This is a genomic window from Gordonia asplenii, assembly GCF_012933505.1.
Taxonomy (GTDB): Bacteria; Actinomycetota; Actinomycetes; order Mycobacteriales; family Mycobacteriaceae; genus Gordonia; species Gordonia asplenii.
In genome coordinates, this window is the sequence record NZ_JABBNB010000001.1 from 478,106 (window position 1) to 494,637 (window position 16,532).

General features: G+C 66.5%; 15 protein-coding genes. 9 read left to right on the forward strand and 6 right to left on the reverse strand.

Features of this window, described 5'->3' with window-relative positions; all coding sequences use genetic code 11:
* Positions 1 to 19 precede the first annotated feature (19 nt).
* The gene (locus HH308_RS02200; protein ID WP_170192484.1) at positions 20 to 1,270 is read right to left on the reverse strand and encodes an MFS transporter; all 1,251 of its coding nucleotides are present in this window, start codon (positions 1,268 to 1,270) and stop codon (positions 20 to 22) included.
* A 71-nt stretch (positions 1,271 to 1,341) separates the two neighbouring features.
* On the opposite strand from HH308_RS02200, the gene HH308_RS02205 reads away from it, so the two are divergent.
* Together HH308_RS02205 and HH308_RS02210 are read left to right on the forward strand one after the other, a co-directional pair.
* Entirely contained in the window at positions 1,342 to 2,319 is a 978-nt protein-coding gene (locus tag HH308_RS02205; RefSeq protein ID WP_170192485.1) for a GlxA family transcriptional regulator, read from the forward strand.
* Between the two features lie 50 nt (positions 2,320 to 2,369).
* Positions 2,370 to 2,831 carry a MarR family winged helix-turn-helix transcriptional regulator gene (locus tag HH308_RS02210; RefSeq protein ID WP_170192486.1) on the forward strand — a complete coding sequence of 154 codons (462 nt, stop codon included), beginning with the start codon at positions 2,370 to 2,372 and terminating at the stop codon, positions 2,829 to 2,831.
* Between the two features lie 376 nt (positions 2,832 to 3,207).
* On the opposite strand, the gene HH308_RS02215 is transcribed toward HH308_RS02210, so the two are convergent.
* On the reverse strand, positions 3,208 to 4,692 hold the full coding sequence (locus HH308_RS02215) for an MFS transporter (protein ID WP_170192487.1): 1,485 nt from the start codon (positions 4,690 to 4,692) through the stop codon (positions 3,208 to 3,210).
* Between the two features lie 156 nt (positions 4,693 to 4,848).
* On the opposite strand from HH308_RS02215, the gene HH308_RS02220 reads away from it, so the two are divergent.
* Together HH308_RS02220 and HH308_RS02225 are read left to right on the forward strand one after the other, a co-directional pair.
* Positions 4,849 to 5,307: a MarR family transcriptional regulator gene (locus HH308_RS02220; RefSeq protein WP_170192488.1), complete on the forward strand. Its 459-nt coding sequence runs from the start codon at positions 4,849 to 4,851 to the stop codon at positions 5,305 to 5,307.
* Positions 5,308 to 5,357: 50 nt separating this feature from the next.
* Positions 5,358 to 6,809, forward strand: a complete 1,452-nt coding sequence (locus tag HH308_RS02225; protein ID WP_170192489.1) for a WS/DGAT/MGAT family O-acyltransferase — start codon at positions 5,358 to 5,360, stop codon at positions 6,807 to 6,809.
* On the opposite strand, the gene HH308_RS02230 is transcribed toward HH308_RS02225, so the two are convergent.
* Positions 6,787 to 7,644 carry an SDR family NAD(P)-dependent oxidoreductase gene (locus HH308_RS02230; protein WP_312870285.1) on the reverse strand — a complete coding sequence of 286 codons (858 nt, stop codon included), beginning with the start codon at positions 7,642 to 7,644 and terminating at the stop codon, positions 6,787 to 6,789. The genes HH308_RS02225 and HH308_RS02230 overlap by 23 nt on opposite strands.
* Positions 7,641 to 8,579, reverse strand: a complete 939-nt coding sequence (locus HH308_RS02235; protein WP_170192491.1) for an alpha/beta fold hydrolase — start codon at positions 8,577 to 8,579, stop codon at positions 7,641 to 7,643. The genes HH308_RS02230 and HH308_RS02235 overlap by 4 nt, the downstream gene beginning before the upstream one ends.
* Before the next feature lie 151 nt (positions 8,580 to 8,730).
* On the opposite strand from HH308_RS02235, the gene HH308_RS02240 reads away from it, so the two are divergent.
* Together HH308_RS02240 and HH308_RS02245 are read left to right on the forward strand one after the other, a co-directional pair.
* On the forward strand, positions 8,731 to 9,138 hold the full coding sequence (locus tag HH308_RS02240; RefSeq protein ID WP_170192492.1) for a nuclear transport factor 2 family protein: 408 nt from the start codon (positions 8,731 to 8,733) through the stop codon (positions 9,136 to 9,138).
* Positions 9,135 to 10,166 (forward strand): LLM class F420-dependent oxidoreductase, encoded by a 1,032-nt coding sequence (locus HH308_RS02245; RefSeq protein WP_170192493.1) that lies wholly within the window; start codon positions 9,135 to 9,137, stop codon positions 10,164 to 10,166. The genes HH308_RS02240 and HH308_RS02245 overlap by 4 nt, the downstream gene beginning before the upstream one ends.
* A 30-nt stretch (positions 10,167 to 10,196) precedes the next feature.
* Here the strand turns inward: HH308_RS02245 and HH308_RS02250 are convergent, their stop codons facing one another.
* Complete coding sequence (locus tag HH308_RS02250) at positions 10,197 to 11,378, reverse strand: PucR family transcriptional regulator (RefSeq protein ID WP_170192494.1); 1,182 nt, start codon at positions 11,376 to 11,378, stop codon at positions 10,197 to 10,199.
* Between the two features lie 174 nt (positions 11,379 to 11,552).
* Between HH308_RS02250 and HH308_RS02255 the strand changes: the two genes are divergently transcribed.
* The 3 genes from HH308_RS02255 (at position 11,553) to HH308_RS02265 (ending at position 15,871) form a co-directional block, all read left to right on the forward strand.
* Positions 11,553 to 13,268, forward strand: coding sequence for an aldehyde dehydrogenase family protein (locus tag HH308_RS02255; RefSeq protein WP_312870286.1), 1,716 nt, complete (start codon positions 11,553 to 11,555; stop codon positions 13,266 to 13,268).
* Positions 13,269 to 13,445: 177 nt separating this feature from the next.
* Positions 13,446 to 14,450 (forward strand): helix-turn-helix domain-containing protein, encoded by a 1,005-nt coding sequence (locus HH308_RS02260; protein WP_170192495.1) that lies wholly within the window; start codon positions 13,446 to 13,448, stop codon positions 14,448 to 14,450.
* A 164-nt stretch (positions 14,451 to 14,614) separates the two neighbouring features.
* The gene (locus tag HH308_RS02265; RefSeq protein ID WP_170192496.1) at positions 14,615 to 15,871 is read left to right on the forward strand and encodes an acyl-CoA dehydrogenase family protein; all 1,257 of its coding nucleotides are present in this window, start codon (positions 14,615 to 14,617) and stop codon (positions 15,869 to 15,871) included.
* A gap of 55 nt (positions 15,872 to 15,926) precedes the next feature.
* On the opposite strand, the gene HH308_RS02270 is transcribed toward HH308_RS02265, so the two are convergent.
* Positions 15,927 to 16,505, reverse strand: coding sequence for a hypothetical protein (locus HH308_RS02270; RefSeq protein WP_170192497.1), 579 nt, complete (start codon positions 16,503 to 16,505; stop codon positions 15,927 to 15,929).
* Positions 16,506 to 16,532: the final 27 nt, after the last annotated feature.

The following is a 16,532-nucleotide window of genomic DNA, read 5'->3' on the forward strand; positions in this document are numbered from 1 at the left end:
GAATCAGATGGTGGTCATCCTAACCCAAAAGTTCGGGTACCCGAAACATTTCCCGTCGGGGAATTGTCACACAGAGTCCGGCGGCGAGGGCGCACAGCAGGGCGGCGACCACGAACGTCGAGGTGTAGGAGCCGGTGACATCGCGCATGACGCCCGCGCCAAACGCGGCGACAGCCGCACCGACCTGGTGCGATGCGAAGATCCAGCCGAAGACCACCGGCGTCGAGTTGCCGAAGACCTCGCGGCAGAGCGCGATCGTCGGCGGTACCGTCGCCACCCAGTCGAGCCCGTAGAAGACGATGAACACAGCCGTGCCCGCGGACGCATGCGGCGACAGCAACGACGGCAACACCGCCAGCGAAGCACCGCGGCCCACGTAGTAGACCACCAACAGCACGCGGGGGTCGTAACGGTCGGTGAGCCAGCCGGACACGACGGTCCCGCCGACGTCGAAGATCCCGACGAGCGCCAGCAGGCTAGCCGCGGTGGTCGCAGGCATTCCGTGATCGCCCGCCGCCGGGATGAAATGGGTCTGCAACAGGCCGTTGGTGGTGGCGCCGCAGATCGCGAAACTCCCCGCGAGCAGCCAGAACACGCGCGAACGCACGCCGAGTCGTAGTCCCGCGAGCGCGTCGGGCACGACGCCGTCGCGTTCGGTGGGATCGACCTCGGTGGCACCGAATGGGGCGACCCCGACGTCGGACGGCCAGCTGCGCAGTCCCGCGACCGCGACCGGAATGACGATCAGGGTGGCACCGGTGATGACCAGCGATGCCACTCGCCAGCCGTGCGCGGAGGTGACCGCCGCGACCAGCGGAAGGAAGATCAACTGGCCGGTCGCGCTCGCAGCCGTCAGGACGCCGGTGACCAGTCCGCGGCGAGTGACGAACCATCGGGTGGCGACGGTCGCGACGAAGGCGCTGGACAGGCATCCCGCGCCCGCGCCGACGAGGATGCCCCACAGTAGGACGAGCTGCCACGAGGCGGTCATCATCGTCGACAGTGCCGTGCCGACGGCGATCGACGCTAGCGCCGCACCGACGACGGGCCGCACGCCCCAGCGGTCCATCAACGCCGCCGCGAACGGCGACACCAGGCCGAACAGCATCATGTTGACCGACATCGCGAGCCCGATGATGCCGTGTGACCAGCCGAATTCCCGGTTGAGGGGGTCCATCATCACGCCGGGGGCGGAGCGGAAGGCCGCCGCGGCCAGGAGCGCGACGAAAGCTGCGCCGAAGACGATCCAGGCGCGATGTAAACGAAGCATGGGTACGAGCATGGCAGTTCGCGACGGAGCCGACCATTGGCATAAGTGCCAATATATGAAAGGATTCTGCCATGAGTCAGTCGCCGCACCGGATCGTCGTACTGATCCTCGCGCCGGTCATCGGCTTCGATGCGACCATCGTTCCGATGGCGTTCGGCGCGGCCGTCGACGACGCCGGGGAGCGGCTCTACGATGTTCGCCTGTGTTCGATCGACGGTGAACCGGTCGAGTCGACGCACGGTTACGCGCTGGGTGTGCACGGCGACCTGGCGCTGCTCGACGACGCCGACACGGTGATCGTCCCGGGTACCCGCAATCCGTCGGTCCGCGACACGGGCACATTGCCCCGCGAGGTCGCTGAAGCGTTCCAACGGCGCTCTCCGACAACGCGTTTCGCATCGATCTGCACGGGCGCGTTCGTGTTGGCGGCCGCCGGGATCTTCGACGGCCGCCCGGCGACCACCCACTGGCAGTCGGCGGCCGACCTCGCCGCGATGTTCCCGACGGTCGTCGTCGATGAGAAGGTGCTGTTCATCGACGACGGCGATGTTCTGTCGTCGGCCGGCCTGTCCGCGGGAATCGACTTGTGCCTGCACATGATTCGCCGTGACCATGGCACTCGGGTCGCCAATCGGGTCGCGCGCTATGCGGTGGTGCCACCGTGGCGGGACGGCGGCCAGGCCCAGTTCATCGAGCGACCGGTCCCCGACGATGCCGGACAGTCGACGACCGACGTGCGACAGTGGTTGTCGCGCAACCTGTCCGAATCGGTGACCGTCGCGCAGATGGCCCGCCGCGCGCACATGAGCGAGCGGACCTTCGCCCGCAGATTCCGGGCCGAGACCGGCGAGTCGCCCGGTGACTGGCTCGCCGCGCAGCGGATCAACGCGGCCCGCGGACTGCTCGAGTCCACCGATCTGCCGGTCGACGACATCGCGGCGCAGGTGGGATTGGGCAGCGGCACCAACCTACGGGCGCATCTGCGTCGAGCCGTCGACGTCGCACCGTTGCAGTATCGGCGACGTTTTCGCGGTGCGGCGTCGGGCTAGGGTATGTCTCCCAAGGTTAACCGGACAACCTAATCCGATAGGCTCGGATCATGAGCGAGTGGCTCGATGAAGCAAGCATGCAGGCCTGGATGGCCTATGTCCGGATGCGGATGAAGGTCGAAGGCGAGATCGCCTTCGGGCTCGAGCAAGACGGACTGTCGGGCGCTGATTATGAGGTGCTGACCACGTTGTCGGATCAGCCGGGCGTCAGCATGCGCGCCAAAGACCTTGCGCGCGTCATGAATTGGCACAAGGCACGGCTGTCGCGGCAGCTCGCGCGAATGGACAAGCGAGGCCTGCTGACTCGCTGTCAGGCGCCCGACGACGCACGCGGAATCGTGGTGACGCTCTCCGAACAGGGCCGCACGATCCTTGAACAGGCGGCGCCCAAACACGCCGCCCTGATTCAGCGGATCTTCGCCGACCAACTCACCGAACCGGAGATCGAAGCGCTGATCTCGTTGTCCGCCAAGGTGATCGCCGCGGCAGACAAGGAGAGCGACAGCCTCTAGTGCAGCGCAGCCTGCGGCGCAGCGAGGGGAGGTTTCGTCGCTACCACCTCGGTCCCCGAGTGCCGAAGCGAGGAACGAGCTTCGGTGTAACGAGGGGCTGGTGACCCGACGACGCCGCCCTCCGACGGCGGTAGTCGATTCGCTACTGCGGTAACCATTTCCCGCGACGGTGGTTACCCAAGTGTTGGGGGTTGCCGCAGTGGCCGGTCAAATAGCGCGGTGCCGACGGGTTACCGCAGTGCACGCTGGGGCCACGACTAGCGATGCTTCGATATGGCCGCGGGGCGCGTCGGGGGTCGGGTTGGGTTCTTCGTCTCACCAGCCCCTCGTTACACCGAAGCTCGTTCCTCGCTTCGGCACTCGGGGAGCGGGGTCGTTAACCGACTGCGATCGCGTCGTCGTCGGTGGCGGTGGCCGGCACTGCCTGCGCGGACCGCTTCTTCGCCACCGGGATGAACAGGGTGATCGCGGCGCCGACGAATGCGGCGACGGCGCCGATCAGGAAGCACAGATGGAAGGTCGACTCGGCGGGCAGGGTATGTCCGCCCAGATCGATCGTCGACGACGTGAGCACCATCGTCATGACCGCGGCGGCCGTCGTGGTGCCGATCGAACGCATCAGACCGTTGAGACCGACGGCCGCACCGGCCTCCGACAGCGGAGTCGCGTCCATGATCAGCGTCGGCATCGCCGCATAGCCGATGCCGACACCGGCCGAACCGATGACCGAGGCGACCAGCAACTGCCACGGCGCGTTCATCAGCAACAACGCGGCCAGGTAGCCGATGCCGAGCACCGTCGCCCCGAGGGCGAGGGTCGGTTTGGCGCCGAACCGATTGATCATTCCGCCGGAGATCGGCGCGAAGACCAGCATCATCAGACCGCCGGGAGCCATCCACAGACCGGCGGCCAGCAGACTCTGGCCCATGCCGTAACCGGTGGCCTCGGGCAGTTCGAGCAGCTGCGGGATGACGATCGACTGCGCCATCATGCCGAATCCGATGGCGATCGCGGCGAGGTTGGTCAGCAGCACGGCGGGACGGGCCGTCGTGCGCAGATCGACGAGGGGATCGCTGTGGCGCAGCTCGTACACGCCGAAGCCGATCAGCACGACGACGCCGCCGACGAGCAGAACCAGCGTGGCGGGCTCGCCCCAGCCCCAATCGTTGCCTTTGCTGATCGCGATCAGCGCGGCGACCAGACCGACGGCTAGCAGCAGGGCGCCGACGGCGTCGAAGTGTCCGCCGACGGCGTCGTCGACACGCGGGACCACAATCGCCACGAGCGCGGTGACGATGGCGGCGAGGATGGCCGACATCCAGAACAACGCATGCCAATTCCACTGCTGCGCAACCCAAGCCGAGAGCGGCAGGCCGATCGCGCCGCCGACGCCGAGCGTCGCGCTCATCGCGGCCACCGACATCGACGTCAGGCGCGGCGGTGTGACCTCACGCATGAGGCTGATGCCCAGCGGGATGAAACCCATCGCCAAACCCTGCACGGCGCGACCGATCACCATCGGAACCAGTCCCGAGCCGAGCGCGCAGACGAGTGATCCGACGACCAACAGCACCGCGCTGATCAGAATGACGCGGCGCTTGCCGAACATGTCGCCGAGTCGACCGGCGACCGGCATCGCAACGGCGGCCGCGAGCAGGGTCGCGGTGATGACCCACGACGCGTTCGAGCTGCTCGTACCGAGCAGTCGAGGCAGTTCGGGCTGAATCGGAATGATCAGCGTCTGCATGAGCGACGCGACGAGGCCGCCGCCGCACAGGGTCGCGACGATCCAGATCGCTTTCGCGGTCGATTCGTCGGCGGGGTCGGCGGATTGTGCGGTCGTTGACGGTTCGGCACTCACCGGGCACCTCCTACAAGGGTGGGAACTGAAGTGTGGAACTGGAATCGAGCAGTGGATATGTATAGTACATATGTAATCTACATATGCAAACCCGACGATTCTGCGGGCGCTAGGGTAGTCAGCGGAGCGGCTGACGGCACGGAGGATGAGTCACGGGTGAACGATGATGAACGCGCTATCTGGCCTTCGCCGTTGTATGCGGACCTGGTCGACGAGATCCGCAGGTTGGGGCGGCGCAAGGCCACTCATTACGCGGGTGCTCAGCTCGACGGCTCGGCGTTCTCCATCCTGCTGGTGCTTTCCGACGGTCGCTCGCGGACGCTGCGCGAGTTGTCGCTCGAACTGGAACTCGAGCAGTCGACGATCAATCGCCAGGTCAACGCCGCCATCAAGCGCGGGTACCTGGAACGTTACGACGTTCCCGGGCAGGTCAGTCGACTGATCCGCCCGACCGTACTGGGTGCGCAGGCATTTCACGACGACGGCATGCTCCGGGTCGACCGATTCAACCGGATCTTCGACGACCTCAGTCCGGGTACGCCCGAAGCGCTGCTGCGCGAGTTGCGCGCATACAACGACGCTTACGATCGGGCGGTCGATCACGAGGCGCGATAGAGGTACGAAAAATTAGAACACGTTACAGTTCTGCTGTATCGTGTCTGGTCATGGAGCGGTTGAGTGGCCTCGATGCAAGCTTTCTGTACCTGGAGACACCCGAGCAACTGATGCACGTCTGCGGTGTGCTCGTACTCGATACGTCGACGATGCCGGGTGGGTACTCATTCGCCACCGTTCGCGCCACGCTGGAGTCACGGGTGCGTAAAGTCGCTCAGTTCACCCGCAAGATCCGGCGCGTGCCGCTCGACCTCGGGCACCCGATCTGGGTGCACGACGATCACTTCGACATCGACCACCACCTGCATCGGATGGCGTTGCCCGCGCCCGCCGGCCACGACGAACTCGTCGAGATCTGCGGACACCTGGCCGGACTGCCGATGGACCGCGGCCGTCCGCTGTGGGAGATGTTCGTCATCGAGGGCTATCGCGACGGCAGCGGCGGCGAGCAGGTCGTCGTGTTCTCCAAGATGCATCACGCGACGGTCGACGGGGCGTCGGGCGCCAACCTCATCTCGTATCTGTGCAGCCTGGAGCCCGACGCACCCGCGCTGGCACCCGACTCGCCACTAGATCGTTCGGCCCGCAATCCGGGCAGTCTCGAACTCTTCGGCCGCGGTGTGATCAGCACCTTGGCGCGTCCGCTGGCCATTCCGGGGATGGTGGCGCCATCGGTCGGACTCATCGCCGACACCATCGGGCGTGCCCGGCAGGGCACCGCGATGGCGCCACCGTTCACCGCGCCCCGCACGTCGTTCAACGGCACCATCACCGGGCACCGGTCACTGGCGCTGGCCGACATGTCGCTGACCGACATCAAAGCGGTCCGTGCCGCGACCGGCGCCACCGTCAACGACATCGTCCTGTCGATCGCCGGCGGTGCGCTGCGTGCCTACCTCGATGACCGTGGCGAACTGCCCGACGCTCCGTTGCTCGCGTCGGTGCCGGTCTCGGTACGGGAGGATTCGCAGCGCGAAGGCGGTGCCAACAAGGTCTCGGCGCTGTTCGCGCGACTGGGCACCGACATCGACGATCCACTCGAGCGCCTGCGCTCGATGACCGACGCCAACCGCAATGCCAAGGAGCATCACAAGGCGATTTCGGCTGACACGCTTCAGGATTGGGCGGAATTCGCCGCGCCGCGCACCTTCGGTCTGGCAGTGCGCGCCTACGCCGGACTACGGCTCGCGGAGAAGCATCCGGTGGTGCACAACCTGGTCATCTCCAACGTCCCGGGCCCGCCGGTCCCGTTGTATTTCATGGGTGCCCAGATCACGGCGCTCTACCCGCTCGGTCCGGTGTTCCACGGCGCCGGGCTGAACATCACCGTGTTGTCCAACAACGGCGTCGTGCACGTCGGCATCATCGCCTGCAAGGAGAGCGTGCGGCACCCGGAGAAGATGGTTGCGCACTTCCCGGCCGAGCTGGCCCGGCTCACCGAGGCCGTCGCCGGACTCGCGCCCGCCGCGTCGCAATCGTCTAGTCGACCACCGCGGCGCTGAACGACGGTGGATCGCCCAAGAACGGACGGTGCGACGGGGGTTGGTGCCCGTCGGTGTCGACGACGCCGAGTTCGACGGCCACCTCGGCGCCGATCAGCACCTGCCCGCTGCGCCTCATCCGGTCCGGATCGTCGGCGAGCGCCGCGATGATCCGGCCGGGGAACTCGACGGACTCGGCTGCGGCGGCCATCCCCGCGTACATCGCGGGGTCGACCGCGAACGCCGCCAGCGTCCGTTCGGTTTTCAGCAGGCCCATCCACAACGACACCACCGCGACGTCGTACTCCTTGAAGTCGACCGCCATGTCGTGGGCCATCTTGTCGACGGCCGCCTTGCCCGCACCGTAGGCCGGACCGTGCATGTAGCAGGTACCGCCGAACGACGACGTGTGGACCACCAGGCCCGAACCGTTGGCAACCAGCAGGGGAGCGGCGTAGTAGGTCGCGACATAGTTCGAGCGCATCCCGACGTCGAACAGGTCGGTCAGCGCCAGCGGTTTCGACCAGAACGGGCCCTTGCGGGTCAGTGCCCCGGGCAGCGTGATCGCGTTGTTGACGAGGATGTCGAGCCGTCCGTGGTCGGCGGCGACGCGCTCGAACAACTCGGCGACCGCCGCGTCGTCGGCGTGGTCGACGACCATCGGCACGCCGGTGCCGCCGCGTCGGGTGATTTCCTCGGCCGTCTCGAAAACCGTTCCCGGAAGCGGTGATTGGCCCTCGACGTTGGTGCGGCCGGTGACGTACACCGTCGCGCCCGTCGCGCCTAGAGCCAGCGCGATGCCCTTGCCCGCGCCGCGGCTGGCGCCGGTGACGACGGCGATGCGCCCGGCGGTCACGCGTGCCCCCCGACGACTGTGCCGACCGCGTCGACATCGTCGGCCCAGCGAGCGCGGACCGTGGCGCATGCCTGCATGAGTGAGGGCACGAAGGCCTGCGAGTTCAGCACGCAACTCGCGTGCCCGCCGTCGAACTCGTGGATGGTGGCACCCGGGATCCGCCTGCCCATCGCGATCTGCCGTTGCGGCGGAATGGCCTTGTCGCGCAACGGAACGACGACGGCGGTAGGCGCCGTGATCCTACCGATCCACGGCCGCGAATGATGCTTGCCGATGGCGGCGACGGCCTGCGCCACGGCCCGCGGACGCGTCGAGCGGAACTCGGCGAGCGCCCAGCGGTGAATGTCGTCGGTCGGGTCCACCGGCTCGGGCTGGTCGTTCGACGCCGCGCGTTCGCGTCGGGCGCCCGAGCCCTGTAGCGCGGCCATCGACGCCCCGACGCTGCGATGGAAGATGCGCTCGGTGATCGTCGACTGAAAGACATCGGTGCTCGCGCACAGCACCAGGCCGCCGACTCGATCCGGGTGCTGTCGCCAGACCCGCTGTGCCACAAGCGAACCCATCGAATATCCGGCGATCATCGCTTGCTCTACGCCGAGCACGTCGAGCAGGGCGACGGCGTCGTCGGCGCAGTCGTGCAAGGTGAACTCCACCGCGCCGATACCGCGGCCGTGCAATCGTTGATCCAGCGTGATCACCCGAAAGCGTTGTGCGAGTGCGGGAATGCTCGGGAACCAGGTGAGCAGCCCGGTGGTGGACAGTGCGTGCAACAGAAGGATCGCGGGTGCGTCGACGTCGGGTCCGGGAGTGTCGGTGACGTAGGTGGTCCCGCGGCCGGGCAACTCGACCAGCTCGCCCGTCGGGACGTCGACGTCGGGGATGGTCACCCCGGCGGGGAGCCGGGCGGCCAGGTCGGTGCGCCGTGCAGCGTTCATTCGGGTCAGACCCCTAATCCTTGTGGACAATCTAGAACGTGTTTCATTTCTGCGTAACTATGCCACACGTCACTTTCAGCGACCTATAGTCATAAAATTGAATAGGTGCTACGGTGCATATGCCGTCCCCGACACACGTGAGGAACCCCACATGAAAGCATTCCGCGACGCCGTGCTGGCAAACGACATCGACGCGGTTGGCGCATTGTTCGCCGACGACATCGTCTTCACCAGCCCGGTGGCATTCGCGCCGTACCCGGGAAAGCCGATCGCCTACGCGATCATCGAAGCGGTCATGGGCGTCTTCGAGGGCTTCCACTACGTCCGCGAGATCGGCCACGACGGCGACGCCGACACCGCCCTCGTGTTCGAGGCGACGGTGGACGGCAAGTCCGTCAACGGGTGCGACTTCATCCACGTCAACGACGAGGGGCTCATCGACAGCCTGACGGTGATGGTCCGTCCGCTGTCGGGGGCTAACGCGTTGTCGGCCGCGATGGGCGCCAGATTCGAATCCATCAAAGAACGCGCCGCGGCCATGGTAGCGATGCAGTCATGAAATTCGGTCTGCAACTTGGGTATTGGGGTGCACAGCCACCCGCGAATCATGCTGAACTCGTCGCCGCGGCAGAGCGATCGGGCTTCGACGCCGTCTTCACCGCGGAGGCCTGGGGCTCCGACGCCTACACGCCGCTCGCCTGGTGGGGGTCGTCGACGAGCAAGGTCCGCCTCGGCACGTCGGTGCTGCAGCTGTCGGCCCGCACTCCCACCGCATGCGCGATGGCGGCCTTGACACTCGATCACCTCTCCGGCGGTCGACACATCGTCGGCCTCGGGGTTTCGGGGCCGCAGGTCGTCGAAGGCTGGTACGGACAGCGTTTCCCCAAGCCGCTGGCGCGCACTCGCGAGTACATCGACATCATGCGCCAGGTCTGGGCACGCGAGGCACCGGTCACCAGCGCCGGTCCGCACTACCCGTTGCCGTACAACGGCGACGGCGCCAGCGGCCTCGGCAAGGCGCTCAAGCCCATCGTGCATCCGCTGCGCCGCGACATCCCGGTGATGCTCGGCGCCGAAGGCCCCAAGAACGTCGCGCTGACCGCCGAGATCGCCGACGGTTGGCTGCCGTTGTTCTACACACCGCGGATGGCCGACACCTACAATTCCTGGCTCGACGAGGGCTTCGCCCGGCCCGGGGCCCGGCGTACGCGCGCCGACTTCGAGATCTGCGCGACCGCGCAGATCGTCATCACCGACGATCGCGACGCCGCGATGGCCGGGATCAAACCGTTCCTCGCGCTCTACATGGGCGGAATGGGCTCGGAGGACACCAACTTCCACGCCGAGGTCTATCGGCGGATGGGCTACTCCGACGTCGTCGACGAAGTGACCGCACTGTTCCGCAGCGACCGCAAAGACGAAGCGGCACAGATCATTCCGGACGCACTGGTCGACGACTCGGCCATCGTCGGCGACGTCGATCACGTCCGCGAGCAGATCAAGGTGTGGGAGGCCGCGGGCGTCACGACGATGCTGGTGTCACCCGGCAGCGTCGACGAGATCGAGCGGCTCGCGGCGCTGGGCTGACCGGGTGACCGTGCGCGCCGACGGCGACGATCAGATGAGGGTGACCGCCCGCAGGGCGACGTAGAGCTCGGCCGACTGCGCGGGGTCGGTGGTGTCACGGCCGGTCAATTCGCAGATCTTGCGCAGTCGATAGCGCACGGTGTTGCGATGGCAGTACAGCATCTCGGCGGCGGTCGCGGCCGAACCGCCGCTTCGGAACCAGACGTCGAGTGCGGCGAGAAGATCGGACCGTTCGGCGTCGGGCAGCGACAGGATCGGTCCGAGGATCGAAGTGGCTGCCACCCGACTGGCATCGGGCGCGGAGACCAGCAGATGCGCCAACGGATCCGCACCGAAGCGCACGAGGGTGCCGGGGCGAGCGCCGCGTGCGGCCAGGCGTGCCTGTGCGGTCGCCGCCGCGATCCCGTGGGCGGTGGCGAACACCGCGCTCACTCCGACTCGTCCGTCGACCGTTCGTCCGTCGAACACTGTCGTCAGCCGGTCGAAGGCACTCGCGGACTCGGCGGTCGGCGGCAGTACCAACAATCCGAGGGTCGTCTCCAATCCGGCATCCCACACCGATTGGATGCCGACGTCGGCGAGGATCGATGTCAGGCGCTGCCCGGTGGGGTGGTCGTCGCCCGCGGCGACCACGACCGCGAACGTTCCCGATTCCGGCAGGCCGAGGGTGCGCAGCGCGTCGAGCAACCGTCCGGGGTTGGCGGAATGATCGTCGAACAGGGTGCGAACCAACTGTCGATGTTTGTGCTCGTCGGCGCGGGCCAGGTCCAGTTCGGTGTCGTGATAGGCCTGGACCGCGGCGTCGGAGAAGGTGTCGACGATCTCCCAGAGATCGGCCGCCAGGTCGCCGAGATCTCGGTCGGCCGGCTCGACGGCGCGCTCGACCAGCGCCGACCAGACGTTGCGGCCGCCGAGTCGGAACGCATGCAGCAACGACGCGATCGGAATGCCGAGTTCGGCCTTGAGTCGCCCCGCCGCGCGGGCCGGTTCCAGGCGCAGGTCCGCGCGGTCGGCCAAGGCGTCGACCATGGCGCCGAGGTTGTCGATGCAGGACTTGCGCAATTGCTCGGCGGTCAACAGCGTGGCGTCGGCGTAGTGCCGATCGGCGGCGACGATCTTCTCCACCAGGTCACCGACCAGCGCATCGCTGTTATAGCGCAATTCCATGGCCAGGCCGGCCGCCAGCGCCGAGGTCCGGTGTGCAGTCGTCATCAGCCGACAGTAGCAGCCGGCCGTGATCTGTACCACCACATCTTTGTGCTCACGCACAAAGGGAAGTTCCGATCTCATGGCGGATGTACATACCGTTAATGCTTGCGCACATTGACAATGGATGTAGACACCTTCGGGCCGCGACCCGAACTTATCCGACCTAGGAGTATCGCCGTGGAAACAGCCACCGCATCATCACTGGCCGCCGTCGATCAGGCGATCACCGACCTCGCGCAGGGTGAGCGACGCTGGGCGGCGCTGTCGCTGCGTGACCGCGCCGATCTGCTGGATCGGGTCCGCGCGCTCACCGTCGAGCATTCGCAGGAATGGGTGGACGCCGCCCTGGTCATCAAGGGGCTCGACCCGGCGTCGACGCTGGTCGGCGAGGAATGGATCTCGGGTCCCTACGCGCTGGCGACGAGCCTGCACATCGTCGCGGAGTCGCTGCGAGCGCTGGCTCGCGGTGAGAGTCCTCTCGCCGACGTCACCTTCGGTAGCGCCGCCGGACAGACCACCGTCAAGGTGCTGCCCGCGAGCCTGTACGACTCGCTGTTGATGAGCGGTTTCAGCGCGCAGGTGTGGCTCGAACCAGGCGTCACGCGGGAGCAGGCGATCGCCGACGCCGGTCTGGCGCAACGCCATCCGGAACTGACCTACGGAATCGGCGTGGTGCTCGGCGCGGGCAATATCACCTCGATCACCCCGCTCGACACGCTCTACGAACTGATCGCCCACAACCGGGTGGTCGCGCTCAAGCTCAATCCGATCACCGATCCGCTGCTGCCCGTGCTGTCGAAGGTGCTGGCACCCTTCATCGAACTGGGTGCGGTGCGCATCCTGACCGGCGGGGCCGAGGTCGGCAAGTACCTCGTCGAACACGACGGCATCGCGCACGTCCACATGACCGGCAGCGCCAACACCCACGACGTCATCGTGTGGGGCACCGGCGACGAGGCACTCGAGCGCAAGAAGGCGGGCACGCCGCTGCTGGCCAAGCCGGTGACCAGTGAACTGGGCGGAGTGTCGCCGACGATCATCATCCCGGGCAAGTGGAGCAAGGCCGACATCAAGTTTCAGGCGGCGCATGTCGCGACCCAGCGCCTGCACAACGGCGGCTACAACTGCGTCGCCTCCCAGGGCATCATCCTGTCCTCCGACTGGCCGCAGCGCGACGAGTTCCTGGCCGCCCTGCGCGCGGCGATGAACGACGCACCGGCCCGCCGCGCCTATTACCCGGGCAGCGATTCGCGTGTCGCCGGGGCCCGCGAGTCCTACCCGGACGCCACCGGCCTCGGCCCCGACGGTGGGCGACTGCTGGTGGAGGGCGTCACCGCGTCGGCCGTCGAGCCGCTGCTGTCGGGCGAGTACTTCGCCCCGGTCCTCGGGGTCGTCGAGCTGCCCGGTACCGGAGCCGACTTCTTCCGCGCCGCCATCGCCACCGCGAACGACTCCTTCACCGGCACGCTGGGCGCCAACGTCGTCGCACATCCGAAGACCATCGCGTCGATCGGTGCGGCCGAGTTCGAGTCGCTCGTCGCGCAATTGCGTTACGGCACAATCGCAATCAACGCATGGACCGCGGTCGGCTACCTCACCCCGACGGCTACCTGGGGTGCCTTCCCCGGCCATACCCTCGACGACGTGCAGAGCGGAATCGGCGTCGTGCACAACGCGTGGCTCATCGCGCGTCCGCAACGGACCGTGGTGCGTGGGCCGTTCCGGCCGGCGCCGCGCTCGGTCGTGCACGCCGAGTGGTCGCTGTCGCCGAAGCCGCCGTGGTTCGTCAACAACAAGACCGCACCCAAGACCGGTCGACTGCTCGCCGAGTTCGCGGGCAAGCCGAGCCCGGCGAAACTGCCGGTGATCGTCGCTTCGGCGATGCGGGGGTAGTCGCCTCGGGCGCCTTGGGCGAGTCACCACCGGGCATCGTCGAGCGGCAGCAAGTCCGACCGAGGTCGTGCGGCCGACGCAGGTTTCCCATCGAGATGCGCGACGTTTCGTTTCGTTGCACAATCGGCGGTAGAAATCGGCGAGGCATGGCACCCTCGTGTCGGGAAGGTAGTCATCGTGAGATTTGTCTGGGACACCGCCCAACATCCGGTAACCGATCAGATGGCCTACTGGACAGACGTGGTATGCCAAGCGTTCACGCCGCTTGTTCCGGAGCGTCGCAGCGACCACCTGGCGAACAGTGCTCAGCAGACCGGGCTCTATGGATATGTTCGCTCTGAGCGCCTTGCGGCGACCAATACAGCCGAAATCGCCTCGTGCACTCAGGAACTCAGCCACGGTAGGCGGGAAGTGAAGTGCGCCCCCAGCGAGGAGGTATTCGTCAATCTTCAGCTGGAGGGGACATGCCTCGGCGAACAGGATGGCGCCCAGTGTGTAGTCCCGGCCGGCGGTTTCGCGGTTTTCGATACAACGCGTCCCTACAAGCTGGAGTTCATCGAATCCAGCGAAGGGCACCCATGGCGTGTGCTTTCCTTTCGCATCCCCCGCGACCAGTTGATGCCCTTGGTCCGGCTCGATGCGCAGATCACTGCCCGCACGGTGTCGGGTGGGAGCGGTGTCGGAGCCGTCGCAGCAACGATGATGCAGACTCTGTGGAAGGCACACGGTTCACTGGATGAGGTGTCCCGGCTGGCGCTGGATCACGCGTGTAGCCAGGTTGTTGCCTCGTCCCTCGGTAGCGGCGTGATCGACAGCGAGAACCCCGATCGAGCGGCTATCGACGACGCGCTACGAACAGCTGTACGGCACTACATACTCGCCAACATCTCGCACGGCGTTGTGCAAGCAGCAGCCGCTGCCCGCCACGTAGGCGTATCGGTTCGCAAGCTGCACCAGCTTTTCAACGGGGTGGGCACGAGCTTCGGAGCCGAGGTCCGCGAGTTACGACTGACTCACGCCGCGCGTGACCTGGTCGACTCCGATCGATCGTCGTCGATTGCCGATATCGCTGCACGCTGGGGCTTTTGTGATGGTTCGCATCTGACACGTGCCTTCAAGCAGCGGTATGGGTGTGCGCCTCGCGACTATCGCGCGCAGCATATCGAGCAGGTCGCTCGCTGACGCCGAGTTGTCGTCGGGGCTTGTCGGTCTGTCTTCGGTGAGTGGGCGTGCACAGATATCCAACGGGGGTGTGCACATCTGTCCATGCGGCGGTGTGTTGCGACGGCCGACACTCGTGAGCACGCAACCGAGCGTGCACCCCTACGAGTCCCGGGAGATCTTCCATGGCTATCGATTTCACTCTGAGCAACGACCAATTGGCCCTACAGCAAGCGGCGCGGACTTTCGCGACGACCCGTCTGGTCGACGTCGAGAAGGCCATCGCCGACCTTGCCACGCCCGATCTGCGGTTCTATGCGCTCAAGCCCTTCTACCAGGAGATGGTCGATGCGGGATTTCTCAAGGCACTCATCCCGGTAGAGCAGGGTGGTGCCAAGATGGCGTCTCTCGACTTCGCATTGGCTGCCGAAGAGCTGACCAGCGTCGACATCAACGTGCCGACTGCACTGTTGGCCACCGGCCTGGGGCTGCAGCCGATCATCCAGTACGGGTCGCCGGAGCAGAAGGACCGGTGGTTGCGGCCATTCACCGGGACCGAATCCACCACTGCGGCGTTCGGTTTCACCGAAGCGGGGGGTGGCGCCAACTTCGACTCCGATGACCCGTCGGTGGGAGTGCGCACCCATGCATACCTCGACGGTGATGACTGGGTGATCAACGGCGCTAAGCATTACACCACCAACGGCATCGGCTGGGATGGGCTCGGCCCGGACCTGATCACCCTGGTCTGTCGTACCGACCTGACCAAGCCGCCACAGGAATCTCTGGCCGTCATCGTCATCCCTCGCGGCACCCCCGGCGTTGAGATCACCGGGCTGATCGACACCGTCGGTCACCGGGCGTGCATCTCACCGAAACTCAAGTTCACCGATGTACGGGTACCAGCGGAGAACATTCTCGGCAAGCCCGGCGACGGGATGGACATCTGCCGCCTGGCTTTCAACTGGACAGCCTCGCTGATCGGCGCCGCCTGCGTCGGCCGCATGCGGGCCGCGTTCGATTTCGCCCTGACATGGGCCAAGACCGAACGCCGCAATGGTCCGGTGCCGGTCATCGACTACCAAAACGCCGGCTACATGCTCGTCGACATCAAGACCCGGATCGAAGCTGCCCGATACCTGACCTGGAAAGCGTGCCACCACTTCGACATCACCGACGGCCGAGACGAAGAACTCGGCCACATGGCCAAAGTCCACTGCTCGGAATTGTCGGTGCAGGCGGTCTACGACACCATGCGCCTTGTCGGCGTCGACGGATACGGCGACCAAACACCTATCGCCGCCATCATGAACGACGTACTCTGCTTCCCCGTCTACGACGGTGGGAACATGGGCGTGCGTCGCCGCCAACTCCACGCCCTATTACGTCGCGACACGTACAACGCCATGGCGTCGGCGGAAGGCCGACTCGCCGGAGTCTGACTATCCAGAGCTGGTACCGAGTGAAGTAGCGGGTGCTGCGGCTCAAGCTCGCCGGTCAGTGCGTCAACGCGACCTTCAGCGCGACTATCGCGGCGGCGAAAGCCGCCGCGAGCAGACCGGCGAGCAGCACCCGCGGCGTCAGCGGGACACCGCGGATTCGCTTGGCCACCATCTGCACGGTGGCGATGCGGAACACAACGATGCCGCCGGCGAGGGTGAACGCCCACGCCGTCGGGAGCAGTCCCAACCACCCGAGAACCAGCGCGAGCGTGGGAAATGTCGCCGACGTCGCGATCGGCGTCGCGTCCCGCAACTCGGCGAGCGCGTGTTCCCGCTCGCCGGCGGCGTCGGTGTCGTCGTCCGAACCCAGCCCGCCGTGTGCGACGAAGTCGGAGAATACGTGTGCCACAAAGGTTGTCGCGCCGGTGGCGGCCACGACGAGCGCCGCGTCGCCGTCGGCGATCGATTCCGGGGTCGCGATGACGACCGCGCCGAGCGCCAGAATGTTGCCGTAGACGTAGGCCGACAACCGTGCCGTCGCCCGTGCGGTGGTCAACGGTCCGTCGGTGCGCTCGGTGAGCTTGCGATAGCCGCGCGACAGTTTCGCCCGGCGGAGGAAGTCTGCGGCAGTCATACGCAAGATGGTGCCAGAGGCCTGCCA